Annotated in this window: 19 protein-coding genes; 9 read left to right on the forward strand and 10 right to left on the reverse strand. The window is 76.9% G+C overall.

Features of this window, described 5'->3' with window-relative positions:
* Both HLB09_RS04700 and HLB09_RS04705 read left to right on the forward strand, forming a co-directional pair.
* The coding region (locus tag HLB09_RS04700) for a PTS fructose transporter subunit IIC (RefSeq protein ID WP_171202249.1) at positions 1 to 1,130 on the forward strand (1,130 nt) is incomplete at its 5' end.
* Between the two features lie 117 nt (positions 1,131 to 1,247).
* Positions 1,248 to 1,505: an HPr family phosphocarrier protein gene (locus HLB09_RS04705; RefSeq protein WP_171202250.1), complete on the forward strand. Its 258-nt coding sequence runs from the start codon at positions 1,248 to 1,250 to the stop codon at positions 1,503 to 1,505.
* Positions 1,506 to 1,587: 82 nt separating this feature from the next.
* Here HLB09_RS04705 and HLB09_RS04710 read toward each other — a convergent pair whose 3' ends face one another.
* Positions 1,588 to 2,055, reverse strand: a complete 468-nt coding sequence (locus HLB09_RS04710) for a Fur family transcriptional regulator (RefSeq protein ID WP_171202251.1) — start codon at positions 2,053 to 2,055, stop codon at positions 1,588 to 1,590.
* Positions 2,056 to 2,269: 214 nt separating this feature from the next.
* Positions 2,270 to 2,815: a GNAT family N-acetyltransferase gene (locus tag HLB09_RS04715; RefSeq protein ID WP_322790031.1), complete on the reverse strand. Its 546-nt coding sequence runs from the start codon at positions 2,813 to 2,815 to the stop codon at positions 2,270 to 2,272.
* Positions 2,816 to 2,984: 169 nt separating this feature from the next.
* Here HLB09_RS04715 and HLB09_RS04720 point away from each other — a divergent pair, with 169 nt between their 5' ends.
* From HLB09_RS04720 to HLB09_RS04730, 3 genes are read left to right on the forward strand one after another with little or no spacing between them, the layout of a single operon-like run.
* Positions 2,985 to 4,016 carry an energy-coupling factor ABC transporter permease gene (locus HLB09_RS04720; protein ID WP_171202252.1) on the forward strand — a complete coding sequence of 344 codons (1,032 nt, stop codon included), beginning with the start codon at positions 2,985 to 2,987 and terminating at the stop codon, positions 4,014 to 4,016.
* Complete coding sequence (cbiQ, locus tag HLB09_RS04725) at positions 4,013 to 4,816, forward strand: cobalt ECF transporter T component CbiQ (RefSeq protein ID WP_212770559.1); 804 nt, start codon at positions 4,013 to 4,015, stop codon at positions 4,814 to 4,816. Before HLB09_RS04720 ends, cbiQ begins: the two co-directional genes overlap by 4 nt.
* A gap of 50 nt (positions 4,817 to 4,866) precedes the next feature.
* Positions 4,867 to 5,646 carry an energy-coupling factor ABC transporter ATP-binding protein gene (locus HLB09_RS04730; protein WP_171202253.1) on the forward strand — a complete coding sequence of 260 codons (780 nt, stop codon included), beginning with the start codon at positions 4,867 to 4,869 and terminating at the stop codon, positions 5,644 to 5,646.
* Between the two features lie 179 nt (positions 5,647 to 5,825).
* Here HLB09_RS04730 and HLB09_RS04735 read toward each other — a convergent pair whose 3' ends face one another.
* A complete protein-coding gene (locus HLB09_RS04735) occupies positions 5,826 to 6,569 on the reverse strand; it encodes a phosphotransferase (protein ID WP_171202266.1) in 744 nt (247 codons plus the stop codon).
* Positions 6,570 to 6,760: 191 nt separating this feature from the next.
* On the opposite strand from HLB09_RS04735, the gene HLB09_RS04740 reads away from it, so the two are divergent.
* On the forward strand, positions 6,761 to 7,000 hold the full coding sequence (locus HLB09_RS04740) for an ATP synthase subunit B family protein (protein ID WP_171202254.1): 240 nt from the start codon (positions 6,761 to 6,763) through the stop codon (positions 6,998 to 7,000).
* Between the two features lie 128 nt (positions 7,001 to 7,128).
* Positions 7,129 to 7,368 carry a hypothetical protein gene (locus HLB09_RS04745; RefSeq protein ID WP_171202255.1) on the forward strand — a complete coding sequence of 80 codons (240 nt, stop codon included), beginning with the start codon at positions 7,129 to 7,131 and terminating at the stop codon, positions 7,366 to 7,368.
* A gap of 43 nt (positions 7,369 to 7,411) precedes the next feature.
* Here HLB09_RS04745 and HLB09_RS04750 read toward each other — a convergent pair whose 3' ends face one another.
* From HLB09_RS04750 to HLB09_RS04770, 5 genes are all read right to left on the reverse strand, one after another.
* Complete coding sequence (locus HLB09_RS04750; protein WP_212770561.1) at positions 7,412 to 8,005, reverse strand: dihydrofolate reductase family protein; 594 nt, start codon at positions 8,003 to 8,005, stop codon at positions 7,412 to 7,414.
* A gap of 20 nt (positions 8,006 to 8,025) precedes the next feature.
* Positions 8,026 to 8,424, reverse strand: a complete 399-nt coding sequence (locus tag HLB09_RS04755) for an SRPBCC family protein (protein ID WP_171202256.1) — start codon at positions 8,422 to 8,424, stop codon at positions 8,026 to 8,028.
* A gap of 118 nt (positions 8,425 to 8,542) precedes the next feature.
* On the reverse strand, positions 8,543 to 9,175 hold the full coding sequence (locus HLB09_RS04760) for a hypothetical protein (RefSeq protein ID WP_171202257.1): 633 nt from the start codon (positions 9,173 to 9,175) through the stop codon (positions 8,543 to 8,545).
* On the reverse strand, positions 9,172 to 10,998 hold the full coding sequence (locus HLB09_RS04765; protein ID WP_171202258.1) for a PHP domain-containing protein: 1,827 nt from the start codon (positions 10,996 to 10,998) through the stop codon (positions 9,172 to 9,174). Before HLB09_RS04765 ends, HLB09_RS04760 begins: the two co-directional genes overlap by 4 nt.
* 239 nt (positions 10,999 to 11,237) lie before the next feature.
* Positions 11,238 to 11,597, reverse strand: coding sequence for an ArsR/SmtB family transcription factor (locus tag HLB09_RS04770; protein WP_171202259.1), 360 nt, complete (start codon positions 11,595 to 11,597; stop codon positions 11,238 to 11,240).
* Between the two features lie 116 nt (positions 11,598 to 11,713).
* Between HLB09_RS04770 and arsB the strand changes: the two genes are divergently transcribed.
* Together arsB and HLB09_RS04780 are read left to right on the forward strand one after the other, a co-directional pair.
* Positions 11,714 to 12,853, forward strand: a complete 1,140-nt coding sequence (gene arsB / locus HLB09_RS04775; protein ID WP_322790032.1) for an ACR3 family arsenite efflux transporter — start codon at positions 11,714 to 11,716, stop codon at positions 12,851 to 12,853.
* Positions 12,850 to 13,317, forward strand: coding sequence for an arsenate reductase ArsC (locus tag HLB09_RS04780; protein WP_171202261.1), 468 nt, complete (start codon positions 12,850 to 12,852; stop codon positions 13,315 to 13,317). Before arsB ends, HLB09_RS04780 begins: the two co-directional genes overlap by 4 nt.
* Positions 13,318 to 13,543: 226 nt before the next feature.
* On the opposite strand, the gene HLB09_RS04785 is transcribed toward HLB09_RS04780, so the two are convergent.
* The gene (locus HLB09_RS04785) at positions 13,544 to 14,140 is read right to left on the reverse strand and encodes a biotin transporter BioY (RefSeq protein ID WP_171202262.1); all 597 of its coding nucleotides are present in this window, start codon (positions 14,138 to 14,140) and stop codon (positions 13,544 to 13,546) included.
* Between the two features lie 264 nt (positions 14,141 to 14,404).
* On the reverse strand, positions 14,405 to 16,156 hold a 1,752-nt coding region (locus HLB09_RS04790; RefSeq protein ID WP_171202263.1), incomplete at its 5' end, for a choice-of-anchor I family protein.

The raw sequence follows: 16,156 nt of genomic DNA on the forward strand, positions 1-16,156 counted from the left end.
GGGCGGGCTTCGGCGGCGAGCTGCGCCGCTGGCTGCTCACCGGCGTCAGCTACATGATCCCCTTCGTCGCGGCGGGCGGTCTGCTCATCGCGCTGGGCTTCCTGCTGGGCGGCTACGAGATCGTCTCCGAGGCGCCGGGCGACCCGGCCGGCCGCGCGCTCAACACGCTGATCGTCCAGGACTTCAGCCTCACGAACCTCCCGGACGGCGGGCTGCTCCAGTACCTCGGCGCGGTCCTGTCGTCCCTCGGCCAGCTCGCCTTCGGGCTGCTCGTCCCGGCGCTCGCCGGCTACATCGCGTACGCGATGGCCGACCGTCCGGGCATCGCGCCCGGCTTCGTCGCGGGCCTCGTCGCCGGCGCCACCGGTGCCGGCTTCATCGGCGGCCTCGTCGGCGGTCTGCTCGCCGGCGCCGTGGCGCTGGCCATCAGCAGGATCCCCGTGCCCCAGTGGGGGCGTGGCCTCATGCCCGTCGTCGTCATCCCGCTCTTCGCGACGCTCATCACCGGTTTCGTCATGTTCGCCGTCCTCGCTCGCCCCCTGGCTGCGGTCACGACGGGCCTCGCGAGCTTCCTCAACGGCCTCTCGGGCGGCTCCGCCGTCCTGCTCGGGATCGTCCTCGGCCTGATGATGGCCTTCGACATGGGCGGGCCCCTCAACAAGACCGCCTACGCCTTCGCCGCCGCTGGCCTGGGTGCGGCCACGGCCACCGACACCGCACCGCTGACGATCATGGCGGCCGTCATGGCGGCGGGCATGGTGCCGCCGCTGGCGCTCGCGCTGGCCACCGTCGTGCGCCGGAAGCTCTTCACGGCGCCCGAGCGGGAGAACGGCAAGGCCGCGTGGCTGCTCGGCGCCGCCTTCATCACCGAGGGGGCCATCCCCTTCGCGGCGGCCGACCCGCTGCGCGTCATCCCCTCGATCATGCTCGGCTCGGCCACGACCGGGGCCATCGTCATGGCGACGGGCGTCCAGCTGCGCGCCCCCCACGGCGGGATCTTCGTCTTCTTCGCCATCGACGGCGTCGTCGCCTTCGTCCTCGCGATCCTCGCGGGCATGGTCGTCAGCGCCGTCGCCGTCATCGTGGCCAAGAGCCTCGGCCGCTCGAAGGCCGACCTCGTCGCCGCCTGAGGCGGCGCACCAGGACCCCTCCCGGCCCGGCCGCGCGCCACGCCGTCCGGGCCGGGAGGATCACCGCCACTCCACCGCGCCCTCGCGCGCGCCCCAGCCCGACCCAGGAGGCCCCCCGTGCCCAGCACCACCGTCGCCGTCGGCTCGTCCGTCGGCCTCCACGCCCGCCCCGCCGCCGTCATCGCCGCCCGCGCGGCCGACCTCGGCAGCGACATCACCCTCGCCGTCGAGGGCGAGGAGCCGGTCGACGCCGGCTCCGCCCTCATGATCATGACGCTCGGCGCCGAGCAGGGCACCGAGGTCACCGTCGAGGGCGACGACGAGGCGCACGTCGCCGAGATCGCCGGCCTCGTCGCCCAGGACCTCGACGCCTGAGCCTCGCTGCCGCGACGACGGCCCCCACCCGCTGCGGGTGGGGGCCGTCGTCGTCCCGGGGTGCCGTGCGTCGCGACGTGCGTCAGGTCGGTGAGGCGCAGGCCCGGCACGTGCCGGAGAGGGCGACGTGCCCCGGGTCGAGCGCGAAGCCGGCCTCGCGCGCGAGCCGCGCACCCGCGTCGTCGAGGAGGTCGGCGGGGACGTCCTCGACCCGGCCGCACCGCTGGCAGCGCGCGTGCAGGTGCGTCCGTCCCGGCCCGGCCGCCAGGTGGTGGACCACCGGGCCGCGGTCGAGGTGCACGTGCTCGACGACGCCGAGGGCCGCCAGCGACTCGAGGGTGCGGTAGACGGTCGCGCGGTGGACGCCGGGCGCCGTCTCCTCCACGCGCGCGGCGACGTCGTCAGCCGACAGGTGGGCGTCCGTCCCCGCGAGCACGGTGACCACGGCGCGCCGCGCCGTCGTCACGCGCCCGCCCCGCCCGCGCACCAGGTCCAGCGCGCCCCGCGCTCGCTCGTGCGCCACGGCGTCACGTTGGCCCTGCCCGCTCACGGCCCGACGGTAGCGAGGAGGCAGACGACCGGGTGCGCGACGTCACCGCCCGAGCCCGAGGTGGGCCCCCGGGGCCGGCTGCCCTGCCGACGGACGTGGCCGACGGCGCGTCGTGGGACCGTCGCGGCCCCGTCCCGCCGCGAGCGCCTCCACCGGGCCGGGCCGGGCGACCGCGAGGCGCGTCGACGGGTCGGGCCCGCCACCGGCTCCTCGATCAGCGCGGTTCGTCCGGTGCGACCGTCGCGTCGGCACCCGGGTCGGCCAGGGGCCGTTCGAACCAGGTGACGTCGTGCCAGGCGCCGAGCTTCCAGCCGACCCGGTGGAAGGTGCCGACCTCGGAGAAGCCCAGGGCGGTGTGCAGGGCGAGGCTGGCGGGGTTGGGCAGCGCCACTCCCGCGGTCGCGGTGCGCAGGCCCCGGGCCGCCAGCCGCGCCAGGAGGGCGGTGTAGAGGGCGCGGCCCCCGCCGCGCCCGCGGTGGTCATGGTGGAGGTAGGCGCTGACCTCGCAGGACCACCGGTAGGCGGGGCGGGCGCGGAAGGTGGAGCCGTAGGCGTGACCGACCACGACTCCCTCGCGGCGCAGGACCAGCCACGCGTGCCGGGCCTGGGCGGCGCTGATGCGCTCACCCATCTCGGCCGCAGTGGGCGGCTCGAGCTCGAAGGTGGCCGCCGTGGTCCTGACGTAGTGGGCGTAGATGTCGGCGCACGCCTGGGCGTCCGCGGGTGTCGCCTCGGTGATGTCGTCAGCGTCCTGCACCACGCCCGAACGGTAGGGCTGCGGTGGTGCTCGTGGTGCAGCGGCCGGGTGACCCGTGCCGGTCGCCCGCTCGCGACGACGGGGGGACGCCCCTGGGGGGACACCGGGCGGTCACCCACCCGCCACCCCCCGCTTCTTGCGACGTCGTCGCACCTGGGACGACGATGCGCCGGTGCACGTCCCCGACGGCTTCCTCGACCTCACCACCTCCGTGGCGACCGCGGGCGTCAGCGCCGGCGCCGTCGGCGTCGCCCTGCGCCGGGCGCGCGCCGACGTCGAGGAGTCCCCGGCGCTGCCCGGGCTCGTGTCGGCCTTCGTCTTCGCCGTCCAGATGGTCAACTTCCCCGTCGGCGCCGGCACGAGCGGCCACCTCATGGGCGGCGCGCTGGCCGCGGCCCTCGTCGGCCCCGCGACGGCGGTGGTGTGCCTCACGGTCGTCCTCCTCGTCCAAGCGCTGCTCTTCGCCGACGGCGGGCTGACGGCGCTCGGCACCAACGTGCTGCTCATCGCCGTGGTCACCGTCGTCGTCGGCCACCTCGTGACGCGCGGCGCGCTGGCCGTGCTGCCGCGGCGTCCGTCGTCCGTCGTCCCGGCGGCGGCCCTCGGCGGCCTGGTGTCGGTCCCGGCGGCGGCGCTCGTCTTCGTCGGGCTCTACGCCGTCGGCGGTGCCGTGCCCGTGGACCTCGGCTCCTTGGCCGCGGCGATGCTCGGCTGGCACGCCCTCATCGGCGTCGGCGAGGCGCTCATCACCGGAGCCGTCCTCGCTGCGGTCGTGGCCGCCCGCCCCGACCTCGTGCGCGCGGCGGCGCCCGCGCGGCGCGAGCTCGTCGTCGTGGGCGCGGACGGGCGGCGCACCAGCGTGCCCGCCACGCCGCGCGACGCCGACGCACCGGCCGCCGGAGGCGCCCGGCGCCGTCCCCTCGTCGTCGCGCTGCTGGCCTGCCTCGTCGTCGCCGGCGGCGTCAGCCTCCTCGCCAGCGGCAGCCCCGACGGGCTCGAGCACGTCGCCGGCCTGGTCGGCTTCGACGGCGCGGCGAGCGACTCCGCCGTCGCCGCCGGCCCGTTCGCCGACTACGCCGTGGCCGGGGTGCCGGGCGCGCTCGCCGTCACGCTCGCGGGGATCGCCGGCGTCGTCGTGACGGCCCTCGTCGCGGCGGGCGCGCTGGGGCTCGTGGCGCGCCGCCGGCGCCGCGCGACGGCGTGACGACGACGGCGGAGCGGACCCCGACGGCGCCCGTCCTCCTGCGGTCCTCGTCGCCGACCGAGCCCGGGCGCGCGGCGACCTCGCCGGTGCACCGCCTCCCCGCCCAGACGAAGGTCGTGGCGCTCACCGCCCTGGCGGCTGCGGTCGTGGCCGTGCCGACGGGCGCCTGGTGGGCGCTGGCCGCGTGCGCGGTGCTCGTGCTCGGGGTCGTCGCGGCCGCGCGCCTGCCCGCGGGCCGCGTGACGCGGCGGATGCTCGTGGAGCTGCCGGTCGTCGTCTTCTGCCTGCTGCTGCCGGTCGTGGCGACGGGCCCGCGGGTGGAGGTCCTCGGCCTGTCGCTGTCGCGGGCGGGGCTCGAGGGCGGCGCCACCCTCCTCGCGAAGGCGACGCTGGGCGTCCTCGCCGCCGTCGTGCTGGCCTCGACGACGCCGGCCCGGGACCTGCTCGGCGGCCTCGAGCGCCTGCGGCTGCCGCGCTCGATGGTGCTCGTCCTCGCCTTCGCCGTCCGCTACTCCGTGGTCCTCGTCGGCGAGGCGCGCCGCCTGCAGACGGCCGTGGTCCTGCGCGGCGGTGGACGGCGGCTGCGCCACCTCCCCGCGGTCGCGGGCGCGGCGGGGGCGCTGTTCGTCCGCGGCTACGAGCGCGGCGAGCGCGTGCAGCGGGCCATGCTCCTGCGCGGTTGGTCCGGCGCCGTGCCGGGCCTCGGCGGCGGACCCGCGAGCGCAGCGCAGTGGGCGGTGGCCTGCGCGGTGCCGGCCGCGGCCGCCGTCGTCGCCGTGACCGCGCGGGTCGCGGGGTGAGCCCGGGTCGTGGGGTGAGCCCGGGTGGTCGGGTGAGCGCGGGTCGTGGGGTGAGCGCCGACGTCGAGGGCCCGCCGTCGCTGCTCGTCGAGGGCCTCGCCTTCGCCTACCCCGACGGGCGCCAGGTGCTCTTCGGCGTCGACCTCGCGGTCGCCCCCGGCGAGCGGGTCGCCCTGCTCGGCCCCAACGGCGCGGGGAAGACGACGCTCGTCCTGCACCTCGTCGGCGTCCTCGGCGCGGTGGCGGGCGGGACGGGCGCCGGGCGGGTGGTCGTCGGCGGTCTCGAGCTGGCCCGCCGCACGCTGCCCGAGGTGCGCCGACGGGTCGGCGTCGTGCTGCAGGACCCGGACGACCAGCTCTTCCTGCCGACCGTCGGGGACGACGTCGCCTTCGGCCCCGCCAACGCGGGCCTGCGGGGCGAGGACCTGCGCGACCGCGTCGACCGCGCGCTCGCCGACGTGGCGCTCGGCGACGTCGCCGACCGCGCGCCGCACCACCTGTCCCAGGGCCAGCGGCGCCGGGCGGCCCTCGCGACCGTGCTGGCCACCGACCCCGAGGTGCTCGTGCTCGACGAGCCGACGGCCAACCTCGACCCGGCGGGGCGGCGCGAGCTCGCCGACGTCCTCGCCGCCCTGGCGACGACGCAGCTCGTCGTCACCCACGACCTCTCCTTCGCCCTGCAGATGTGCCCGCGCGCGGTGCTCCTCGACGAGGGCCGCGTCGTCGCCGACGGTCCGACGCGCGACCTGCTCTCCGACGACGCGCTCCTGCGCGCCCACCGCCTGGAGCTGCCCTTCGGCCTGGACCCGCGCGCGCTGCCGCCGGGCTGAGGGGCGGCGATCGCGGCCCGCAGGCGGTGCGACGAGTCCGACGTTCGAGCTCGCGTCCGACGACGCGCAGGTCCGTGGGCGGCCAGGACGCGCGCGACGTCGGACTCGACGCGCGAGGTGGGACTCGGTGCGGCCGCCGGGCGACGGCCCGCCGAGGGGCTGCCTGGGGCCGGGCGGCGTCAGCCCGCGGCCGCGAGGAGGACGGCCGTCTCGGGGTAGTCGCCGGGCGGTCCGAACCCGTGCTCGGCCAGCCACGGGACCGCCGTGAGGCAGCGGAAGGCCCACCACGCCCGGACGACGTCGCGGTCGACGTCCCCGCCGTACCCGTCGACCACGTGGTCCAGGTGCTCGGGGTGGCCGAGCGTGAGGACGGCGAGGTCGAGCAGCGGGTCGCCGGCTCCGGCGCCGGACCAGTCGATGACCCCGGTGACGACGTCGTGCTCGACGAAGACGTGGTCGGGCTGCAGGTCGCCGTGCGTGAAGCACGTGGTGCGCGGGCGCAGCGCCACGAGCGCCAGCTCGCGGTTCCGCCGGACGACGTCGGCGGGGACGACGTCGTGGGCGAGGAACCACGCGCACGCCTCCTCCAGCCGCCGAGCGAGCCCGTCGACCGGCGCGGTGGCGGCTCTTCCCGGCAGCGGGGTCCGGTGGACGGACCGGACGGCGGCCCCGGCCGCGACCCACGAGGCCGGGCCGACGGGCGAGGGCTGGCCGAAGGTGCCCAGCGCCGCGCCGGGGACGCGCTCGATCGCCAGCACCGGGTGCCGGCGCCAGAGGACCCGGGGGGTGGGGACGGCGACAGCCGCCATCGCGGCGACCTCGGCGTCGATGCCCGCGCGGTCGGGGTCGACCTTCAGGAAGACGTCGCCGACCCGCAGCGTGGCGCGCGCCCGGTGCGCGACGACGACCTGGACGTCCGGCAGGGCGTCGCCGTCGTCGGCCGCTCGAGCACCGCTCATGGGTGGGCCGTCGTCGCCGCGCCTGCCCCCGGCGACGACGCTGCTCGTGCCTCCGGTGCGACGTCCACGCGGCCATGGTGCCCCGGGCGTGCGCGCCCGCGGACGTCCTCGCCGGATCCCCGACCGCTGGCGGCGGCGGTCCCTAGGCTCCGGCGATGACGGACATCACCGGCATCGTCAACCTGGCGCTGCTCGTCGGCGTCATCGGCGTCGTCATCAGCCTCCTCGGGAAGGTCGAGCGGATCGCGACCGCCCTCGAGGAGCTGGCCGAGGACCGGCGCCGGGCGCCGGCCGACGACGGGTCGTCACACCGGTCCGAGCCCGACGCGGGCTGCGAGCCGCCCGGGCGGGCCGCTCTCCGACCAGGCGGGGACGCGCGTCCACCCGCTGTCTGACGTCCCCCCGGTGTCTGACGCCCGAGGTCCGGCAGGACCGGACCCGGGCACGACGACGCGGCCGGCCGTCGAGGCGGAGTCTCGTGGGACGTCGCCGGACCACCGGCGGCCCGTCCCGAGGAGCTGTCGTGATCGCCACCGTGTGCGTCGTCGTCGCCGTCCTGCTCGTGGCCCTGCTCGCCCTCACGCCGGTGCTCGCGCGCGGCGTGCCCGCCGACGTCGTCGCCCCGCCCCGCGCGGGCCGCGGCGGTGCGCCGCTGGTGCACCTGTCCGAGGTGGCGGGACGCCGCGCGGCCGAGGAGCCCGTGGCTGCCGCTGCCCCCGTCCCCGCCGCCGACCACGCGGACGCCCACGACCTCGCGGCGTGAGCCCGGCGCCGTCGACGCCGACGGCAGAGCCGGGTCGGCGAGGTCAGTGCCGGACCCGGTAGCGGAGGAAGACCAGGCCTCCCGGCAGGCGGCGCTCCTCGTCGAGCGCGAGGTCGAGGCGCAGACCGGGTGCGAGGGCCGGCGTCCCGCCGCCCACGACGACCGGGTGCACGACGAGGCCGACCTCGTCGACGAGCCCCGCGCGCAGGGCGACGGCGGCGAGCTCGGCGCCGCCGATGCTCATGTCCCGGTCGGCCCGCTCCTTGCGCCGGGCGACGTCGCCCGCGTCGAAGCCGCGGACGAGCTCGGTCCGCGCGGTGCCCACCTCGGTGAGCGTGCGGGAGTAGACGACCTTGTCGGCGGCCCGCCAGATGCGCCCGTACTCCTCCTCGACCGGCGACTGCTCGGGCTGCTCGTGCGCGGTCTCCCAGTAGCTCATCGTCTCGTAGAGCCGGCGCCCGTACAGGTGGGTGCCGATGGCCCGCTCCTGCTCGTTGTAGAAGGCGTGGACCTCGGCGTCCGGCTCGCTCCAGTCGAAGCGTCCCTCGGCATCGGCGATGAAGCCGTCGAGCGAGGCGTTGATCCAGTAGCGCAGCAGCGTCATGCCGGAGAGACCGCCGTCGGTGCCCGGTCTCATCGGCGGAGGGCGCGGCTGGCTCAGCCCTCCTCGAGGAGGTGCCGCAGCCTCTCGAGGTCCGTGAGGACGGCCCGGCAGTCGCTCTCGAACTCCTCCTCGCTCTTGCCGGCGCGGTGCCGGACGGTGAAGACGACCTCGCAGCCGTCGCCGTCGGGGAGCACGCGCATCGGGTTGAGCACCTCCTCGCCGCCGGGGAGCGTGACGACGTGGTCGAGCACCCCGAGCTCGTTGGGCGGGGCGAAGGCGATGCGCACGCGTCCCATGGGTGACTCGGCGACCCAGGCGCCGTCCACCCGCTCGACGGTGCTGCTGGCCAGGCCCGCCGCCCACGCGGGGAGGTGCGCCGGGTCGACGGCGTAGGCGTAGACCCGCTCGGCGAGGGCGGCGATCCCGACGCTGACGTGGCGCGAGGGCGTCATGCCGGGTGACCGTAGGGCCGGCCACCGACAGCGGACCAGGGTTCGTCCCGGGGGAGGGCTGTGCGCCGAGGTCGCGGTGCACCGCGTCCTCGGCGCACAGCTCTCGCGGTCGTGCTCGTCAGTGCGCGCTGCAGCAGGCGTGCTGGACGGGCGGCTCGAACGGCACCCACCGGCCGCCGCGGGACGGCTGCACGTCGAGGACCAGCCGGCCGTCCGCCAGCCGGGGGCGGACGTGGCCGCGGGTGTCGACGACGGCGTCCGGCGGGACGGCGAGGCCGCCGAGCCCGACGAGCGCCTCCACCGCGCTCAGGGCCAGGAGGTCGCGCGCCGCGAGCACCCCGACGAGGTCCTCGCGCCCGGGGAAGACGGCGACGCGGTCGACCGTCCCCGCCGCCGCCCTGGCCGCCACCCACGCGCCCCCTGCCTCGGCGCCGGCGGCCGCAGCGACGGCGGTGGCGACCTCCGCGGGCAGCGGCTCGGGCGCCAGGACGACGAGACCCAGGTGCTGGGGCGAGCCCGACGAGGCCAGCACGAGCGAGCTGCCCACGAGGCTCCCCGACGGCAGCCCCGCCACCGCCGCGACGGAGGCGGCCGCGTGGTCCACCTCGGCCGGACGCCGCAGGTGCGGGGTCAGCAGGCCGAGGACGTGGCGCGCCGGGCCACCGCCGGCGGCGCCGGTCGACGGCGGAGCGCCCGGCTCCCCCCGAGGTGCAGGGGGAGCCGGGCGCTCGTCCGTCGGCGTCGTCGTCACCGGCGCCCGCGCGGCCGGCCCTCGGGCACGACGAAGACCGGGTTCGTGTAGAACCACAGGTCCTCCCACGGGTCCGCGTCGCCCTCGACGTCGAGCGCGGGGCCCTGCGGGTCCACGGCCGCGCCGTAGATCCCGACCTGCGAGCGCTTGCCGTCGGTGCCGCGGAAGCGGACGTAGAAGGGGCCGCCGACGTCGCGCACCGTGTAGGTGAAGGAGGCCGTGCCGCCCTGGGCCCGCACGCCGGTGGTGTCGAAGGACTGGACGACGCGCGTGCTCGGCGTCGTGAAGACGTCGCGGTCGGCCACCGCGCCGGTCACCTGGCCGAGGACGAGGTCGACCCGCGCGAGCTCCGGGCGGAAGGTCGCCCAGTTGGGCCCGGAGGCGAGGGCCACGGTGATCGTCACCTCGACGTCGTCGCCCTGCCGCACGCGCAGCGAGCCGCCGAGCGTCGACTCCCGCGACGTCGCCGTCACGGCGCGCACGCGCACGTCGACGGCGTCGACGAGCCCGCCGTGGTCGACCCACACCCGGCCGTCGCGCATGGCCGCCATCACCTGGCGGTACCCGGCGCGGGGGACGCCGACGTGGGTGCGGCTGTAGAAGCCGGGCCAGAAGTCGCCGCGGCCCGTCTGGACGCCCCCGCCGTAGACCGGGTCGCTGTAGAGGCCGTCGACCTCGAAGACGCGCCCGTCGGGCCCCGTCGCCGTGCGGTCGTTGCCGGTCGGGTTGACCGACCAGTCGCCGTAGACGGAGTGGCTGTCGGAGTTGGCCGTGACCCACCAGGGCAGGCCCTCGGCGAGGAGGCTGTCCCACAGCCCGCCGACGGTCGACGTCATCCAGTCGAAGCCGCCCCACGTGCGGTAGCTCTCCAGCGGGTACCCCGCGAAGCTGTTGGCGCTGGGGGAGTTGCCGTAGTAGCCGCGCGCCGAGCCGGGGCCGAGCGCGTCGACGGGGATGCCGGCGGCCTGGTGGCCGGGGGCGCCCTCCATGCCGATGGCGATGCGGCCCGGGGCGTCGCGCCAGCCGCGGATCTCGTGGGGGGAGTCGACGCCGTTGCGCGCCGGGTGGTTGGCGAGCATGAGGGCGTCCGGCGTCCGCCCGTCGCGCACCTGCTGGGCGAGGAAGGTGAGACCGGCGACGGCGAGCGCCTCGTTGGCCGGCGAGCTGCTGCTCGCGCCGCGGACGCTGCCGTCGTAGCCCTGCTCGAACTGCTGGAGGACGGAGACCTCGTTCGGCCCCGGCGCGACGAAGACGGTGCCGTGCTCGGCCGAGGGGATGTTCCACTCCAGGCCTTGGAAGACGAGGACGTCGGGGTTGGACCGCCGGGCCGCCCGGATGTCGGGGTTCGTCTTCTCGACGCCGATGCGGGCGTGCGTCTCGCCGCCGTGGTCGGTGATGACCATCCAGTCCAGGCCGTACTGGTGCGCCGCCCGCACCTGGTCGCCGACCCGGTACATCGCGTCGGGGCTGTACTGCGTGTGGATGTGGTGGTCGCCGGCGAGCCAGCGGTACTCCGCGCCGCGACGGTCGCCGCCGGCGCGGCCGACGGCGGCGGCCGGGCTCGCCGCGCCGACGGCTCCGGCGGCGGACAGGCCCGCCCCGAGGAGGCCGGCGCCCCGCAGGACGCCGCGGCGGCTCAGCGCCGCCGGGCTCAGCTCGGCGTCGGGGACGGTGAGGTCGACGGCCTCGCCGAGGACGCCGCCCTCGACCGGCGTCGCCTCGTGGGTGTGGGGGTGTCCGTGCGCGTGGCCGTGCTCGTGCGGGTGGTCGTGGGCGTGGTCGCCGTGCGTGTGGCCGTGGGCGCCGTGGTGCGATCCGGACATGGGTCCTCCGCTGTGCGCTGGGTGCCCGGCCGTCGGCGTCGCAGGACCAGGGGGGGCGCGCGGCGGCGGGGCGGATGCGACGGCAGCGTCGTCCTCGCGCGGTGGACGTCGGGCGGGCGGCGGGCGACGACCTGGTGAACACGTGACCCGGGGCATCCGACCGTCCTGCGAGGCAGGTGCCGGGGCCACGACGGGGGCGCCGCGCCCGCCGTCGACGGGCGGCCTCAGCGGCGCCCGCGTCAGCGACCGGGACGCTGCAGCGCGCCGGCCACGGCGTCGAGCGCGCCCGGCACGAGCGCGTAGAAGGCCCAGGAGCCGCGTCGGTCGCGGGTGAGCAGTCCCGTGTCGACCAGCGTCTTGAGGTGGTGGCTCACGGTCGGCTGGCTCAGCCCCACGGGTGCCGTGAGGTCGCAGACGCAGGCCTCCTCGCCGTCCGCGGCGGCGATGAGCGAGAGCAGCCGGAGCCGCGCGGGGTCGGCGAGGGCCTTGAGCACGCGCGCGAGCTCGAGGGCGTCGTCGGCGCCGAGGGGCGCGCTGGTCACGGGGGTGGCGCAGCAGGCCGCGACGTCGCGGGCGGGGAGGGCGGCGCTCGGGCTCATCGCCGGAGGCTACCCCGGAGATCGACCGACGTCGATGTTGACGGGCGTCGATGTGGCGGGCAGCATCGACGGCAGTCGATCCACCGGTCGACCGTCCCGCACGCCAGGAGGAGCCCGTGAGCGACGCCGTCGCCGAGACCGCCCGACCCGCGCCGCCGGACGCGCCCGTCCTCGCGCGGCTGTCGGTGCTCGACCGCTTCCTGCCCGTGTGGATCGTGCTGGCGATGGCCGTCGGGCTGCTCCTGGGCCGCCTGGTGCCGGGCCTCGACGACGCCCTCGGGGCCGTCACCGTGGGCGACGTCAGCCTGCCCATCGCGGTCGGCCTGCTGCTGATGATGTACCCGGTGCTGGCGAAGGTCCGGTACTCCGAGACGGCCCGCGTCACCGGCGACCGCCGCCTGCTCGTGGCGTCGCTGGTCCTCAACTGGGTCGTCGGCCCGGCGCTGATGTTCGCCCTCGCGTGGCTGATGCTCCCGGACTCCCCGGAGTTCAGGACCGGCCTGGTCATCGTCGGGCTGGCCCGCTGCATCGCCATGGTGCTCATCTGGAACGACCTGTCCTGCGGGGACCGGGAGGCCGCCGCGGTGCTCGTGGCGATCAACTCGGTGTTCCAGGTGCTCGCCTTCGCCGGCCTGGGGTGGTTCTACCTCGAGGTCCTGCCCGGCTGGCTGGGCCTGGAGACGGCGTCCGCGGAGTTCTCCGTCGGGGCGATCCTCGTCTCGGTGCTCGTCTTCCTCGGCGTGCCCCTGGTCGCCGGCTTCCTCACCCGGACGGTGGGGGAGCGGGCCCGCGGGCGCGAGTGGTACGAGGGGCGCTTCCTGCCGCGGATCGGCCCGGTGGCCCTCTACGGCCTGCTCTTCACGATCGTCATGCTCTTCGCGCTGCAGGGCGACGCCATCACCTCCGCGCCGCTCGACGTCGCGCGCATCGCGCTGCCGCTGCTCGCCTACTTCGTCCTCATGTTCGCGGGCTCCTTCCTCCTCGGCATGCGCCTGCGGCTCGGCTACGCGAAGACCTCGACGCTCGCCTTCACGGCCAGCGGCAACAACTTCGAGCTGGCGATCGCGGTGGCGATCGGCACCTTCGGCGTCGCCTCGGGGCAGGCCCTCGCGGGCGTCGTCGGCCCGCTCATCGAGGTGCCCGTGCTCGTGGCGCTCGTCTACGTGGCCCTCTGGGCCGGGCGCCGCTTCTTCCCCGGTGACCCGACCGCCCCCGCCCGAGCCACCAGCCGACCCCGAGTCGAGGAGACCCGATGAGCGAGCGTCCCAGCGTCCTGTACGTCTGCGTCCACAACGCCGGCCGCAGCCAGATGGCGGCGGGCTTCACCACCGCCCTGTCCGGCGGCGCCGTCGAGGTCCGGTCCGCCGGGTCGATGCCGGCCGACCAGATCAACCCGACCGCCGTGGAGGCCATGGCCGAGGTCGGCATCGACATCACGGCTGAGCGGCCGAAGGTCCTCACGACGGACGCCGTCCGCGCCTCCGACGCCGTCATCACCATGGGGTGCGGCGACGCGTGCCCAATCTTCCCGGGCAAGCGGTACGAGGACTGGGCCCTCGAGGACCCGGCGGGTCAGGGCATCGAGGCCGTCCGGCCCATCCGCGACGAGATCCGCCGCCGCGTGGAGGCGCTCCTGGCCGACCTGATGCCCGCGGACGGCGGCACCGCGGCTGACGCGGCGATGGACGACGGGGCAGCGGTGGACGCACGGCGCGGCTGACCGCGCCGCGGGTCCACCGCTGGCCTGCTCCGGGGCGGTGACGCCGGCGGCCTGTGACCGAGGTCACCCCCCGTCGGCTCTTCCCTCCCCGGTGGACGGGGAGTAGACAGGAGGTGTCGGGTCCGCCCCGCCGACGGCGTCGGAGCGGACCCGCGACGAGACCCGCACCACGCGCGAGAGGCCGCCACCCGAGCTCGGGTGGCGGCCTCTCGCGCGTGCAGCGGCGTCAGCGGCGACCGACGAGCCTCCACAGGCCCGGCAGGACGGCGCCGGCGACGGCGGCCTTGACGGCGCCGCCGAGGAGGAACGGGAAGAAGCCGGCGGCGAGGGCCTCCGACGCGCTCATCCCCGTCGTCAGCGCGAGCCACGGCACGCCGACGGCGAAGACGACGAGCTGGCCGGCGACGAAGAGCGGCAGCGCGCGCAGGAAGCGGCGGTCCGCGCCGTGGCGCGCCGCGAGCCCGACGAGGTAGGCCGCCGGCACGAAGCCGACCACGTAGCCGCCCGTCGCGCCGACGACGGCCTCGTAGCCGCCGCTCGCCTCGGAGTAGAAGGGCAGGCCCACGAGGGCGGCGAGGATGTAGACGCCCATGACGGACACGGCGCGCACGGGGCCGAGGGCGGCCGCGACGAGCACGAGCCCGAGGGTCTGACCGGTGATCGGCACGGGCGAGCCGGGCACGGGCACGGCCACCTGGGCCATGAGCGCCATGCCGAGCACGCCGCCGACGACGAGCGCGACGTCGCGGGTGCGGGCGCCGGGCAGCAGGTCGGCGAGGACGAGGCCGGGGCGGGCGCCGGCGGGGAGGGCGGCGGAGGACACGGGCGGCTCCAGCGGTCGGCCGGCGGGTCGGGGCGCCGGCGGCGGGACGGACAGGCGCCGATCCTGGCAGAGCCGCCGGCCGCCTCCGCCCCCCAGCGGCTCGCCGTCTCGGAGCAGCCCTCCACCTCCGGACAGCCCGGGAGCCGTCCACGAGCGTGACCGTGCACGGTCAGGCTCGTGGACGGCTCTCCGCCGTCGTCGTTCGTGGACGGCTCCGCCGTCGTCGTTCGTGGACGGCTCCGCCGTCGGTGCTCGCCGCCCGCCTCAGCCCGTGACGTCGAGGCGCAGGAGCGTCGTCGTGCCCGAGACCTCGTTGCCGACGACGAGCAGCGGCACGCCCGGCAGCGGGCTGTCCTCGGCGGCCACGAAGGCCAGGCCCTCGGGACCGAGGTCCCCGGCGGCCTCCCAGCCGGCGGGCGGCTGGTCGTCGTCGTCGACCTCGGTGTCCACGGAGAGGTCCCGGGGGTTGAGGTACTGCACGAAGCGCACGTCGCGGGGGTCGGTGACGTCGCCGACGACCACGCCGCCCACCCGCTCGAGGCCGACGAAGGCGTAGACGCGCTCCTCGCCGGACGCCGTCGTCACCCGCCCGACCGTGACGCCCTCCGGCTCCGGGCCCTTGTTGTCGCTCCGGCCGTCGAAGGTCGCCTCCTCGTGGTCGCTGTTGAAGAAGTCCGGCAGGGCCTGCGCGACGAGGCGCTCGAGCTGGTCGCCCGAGTCCCACACCGTGCGGCCGTCGGCGTCGAGCACCGACACCGAGCGCGAGCCGTAGGCGTGCAGGTCCTGGACGCACGACCCGTCGGCGGACAGGCCGTCGGGCCAGGAGATCGTCAGGCGGCCGAGGTCGGCGTCGTCGAGGCGCCCCGCGGCGGGGGAGGTCGCGCACAGCGGCGGCAGGCCGTCGTCGCCGAGGTCCTTCGCCCGGGCCTCGTCGGAGAAGCCGCCGGTCTCGCGCCAGGTGTCCTCGTCGCCCCAGGCGCGGGAGTCGCCCTCGTTCGCCGTGACGACGTAGGTCTCGCCGTCGGCGGCCGTGTAGGAGGCGATGCCGTCGGGCATCTGCAGGCCGGTGACCGGCACGGGGCGGACGTCGGCGACGCCGTCCCGGTCGGAGGGGTCGATGCCGTGCCCGGGCCGCGAGTGGTCGACGCGCTCGAGGGGGAGGACGTCGGTGATCCGGCCGCGGACGACGTCGAGCCGCGCGAGGGCGTTGGCCTCCTGCAGCGCCACCCAGGCCGTCCGGCCGTCGTCGGCCACGGTGATGTACTCCGGCTCGAGGTTCCGCGCCAGGCGCAGCGACGCGGCGTCGGGCCCGGTGAGCCGCAGCCCTGCGGCCACGAGCTCGTCGCGGCGCGCCTCGAAGCGCTCGAAGCCGGCGGTGCGGGTGCGCACGCGGAGCCGGTCGAGGTCGCCGCCGCGGGCGACGACGTCGACGACGCTCACCGAGCCCACGGGGTCGGCGGCGTAGCCGGGGCGCTCCGGGGCGTCCTCGGACCCGTCGTCGCCCGGCGCGGAGGGCTCGCCCTCGTTCGCGACGAGCGCCGTCCGCCCGTCCGGCGTCCACGTCACCATGTCGGGCAGGGCGCCGACGCGCACCGACCCCACCTCGCGCGGCTGCTCGGCGCGGCCGTCGAGGAGCACCAGGCGTCCCCGGTCGGTCTTCCGCGGCGCCTCGACGGCGACGGCGACGAGGCCGTCCTCGCGCACGTCGACCGAGTTGGGCACCTCGCCCGCGCCGAACGCGACGGTCGTCTCGAGCACGGGCGCCGTCGGGTCGGACGCGTCGAGCACGTCGAGCCGCCCGTTCAGCGCGTTGACGACGAAGACGCGGTGCGTGCCCGGGTCGTGGGCCACGATCTCGGCGGCCGACTGCGCGAAGGCCCCGCTCGAGTAGCGGCCCAGCACGGACAGGCGCACCTCGGCCCCGGGCGCCCGGACGTCGGCGGCCACGGGGCCGAGCCGCGCGCCGGCGTCGGGCGCGGCGCTCGCCGCCGGCGTCGTCCACCGCGACGTCAAGCC

The sequence above is a fragment of the Pseudokineococcus marinus genome (assembly GCF_013004605.1).
Classification (GTDB): domain Bacteria; phylum Actinomycetota; class Actinomycetes; order Actinomycetales; family Quadrisphaeraceae; genus Pseudokineococcus; species Pseudokineococcus marinus.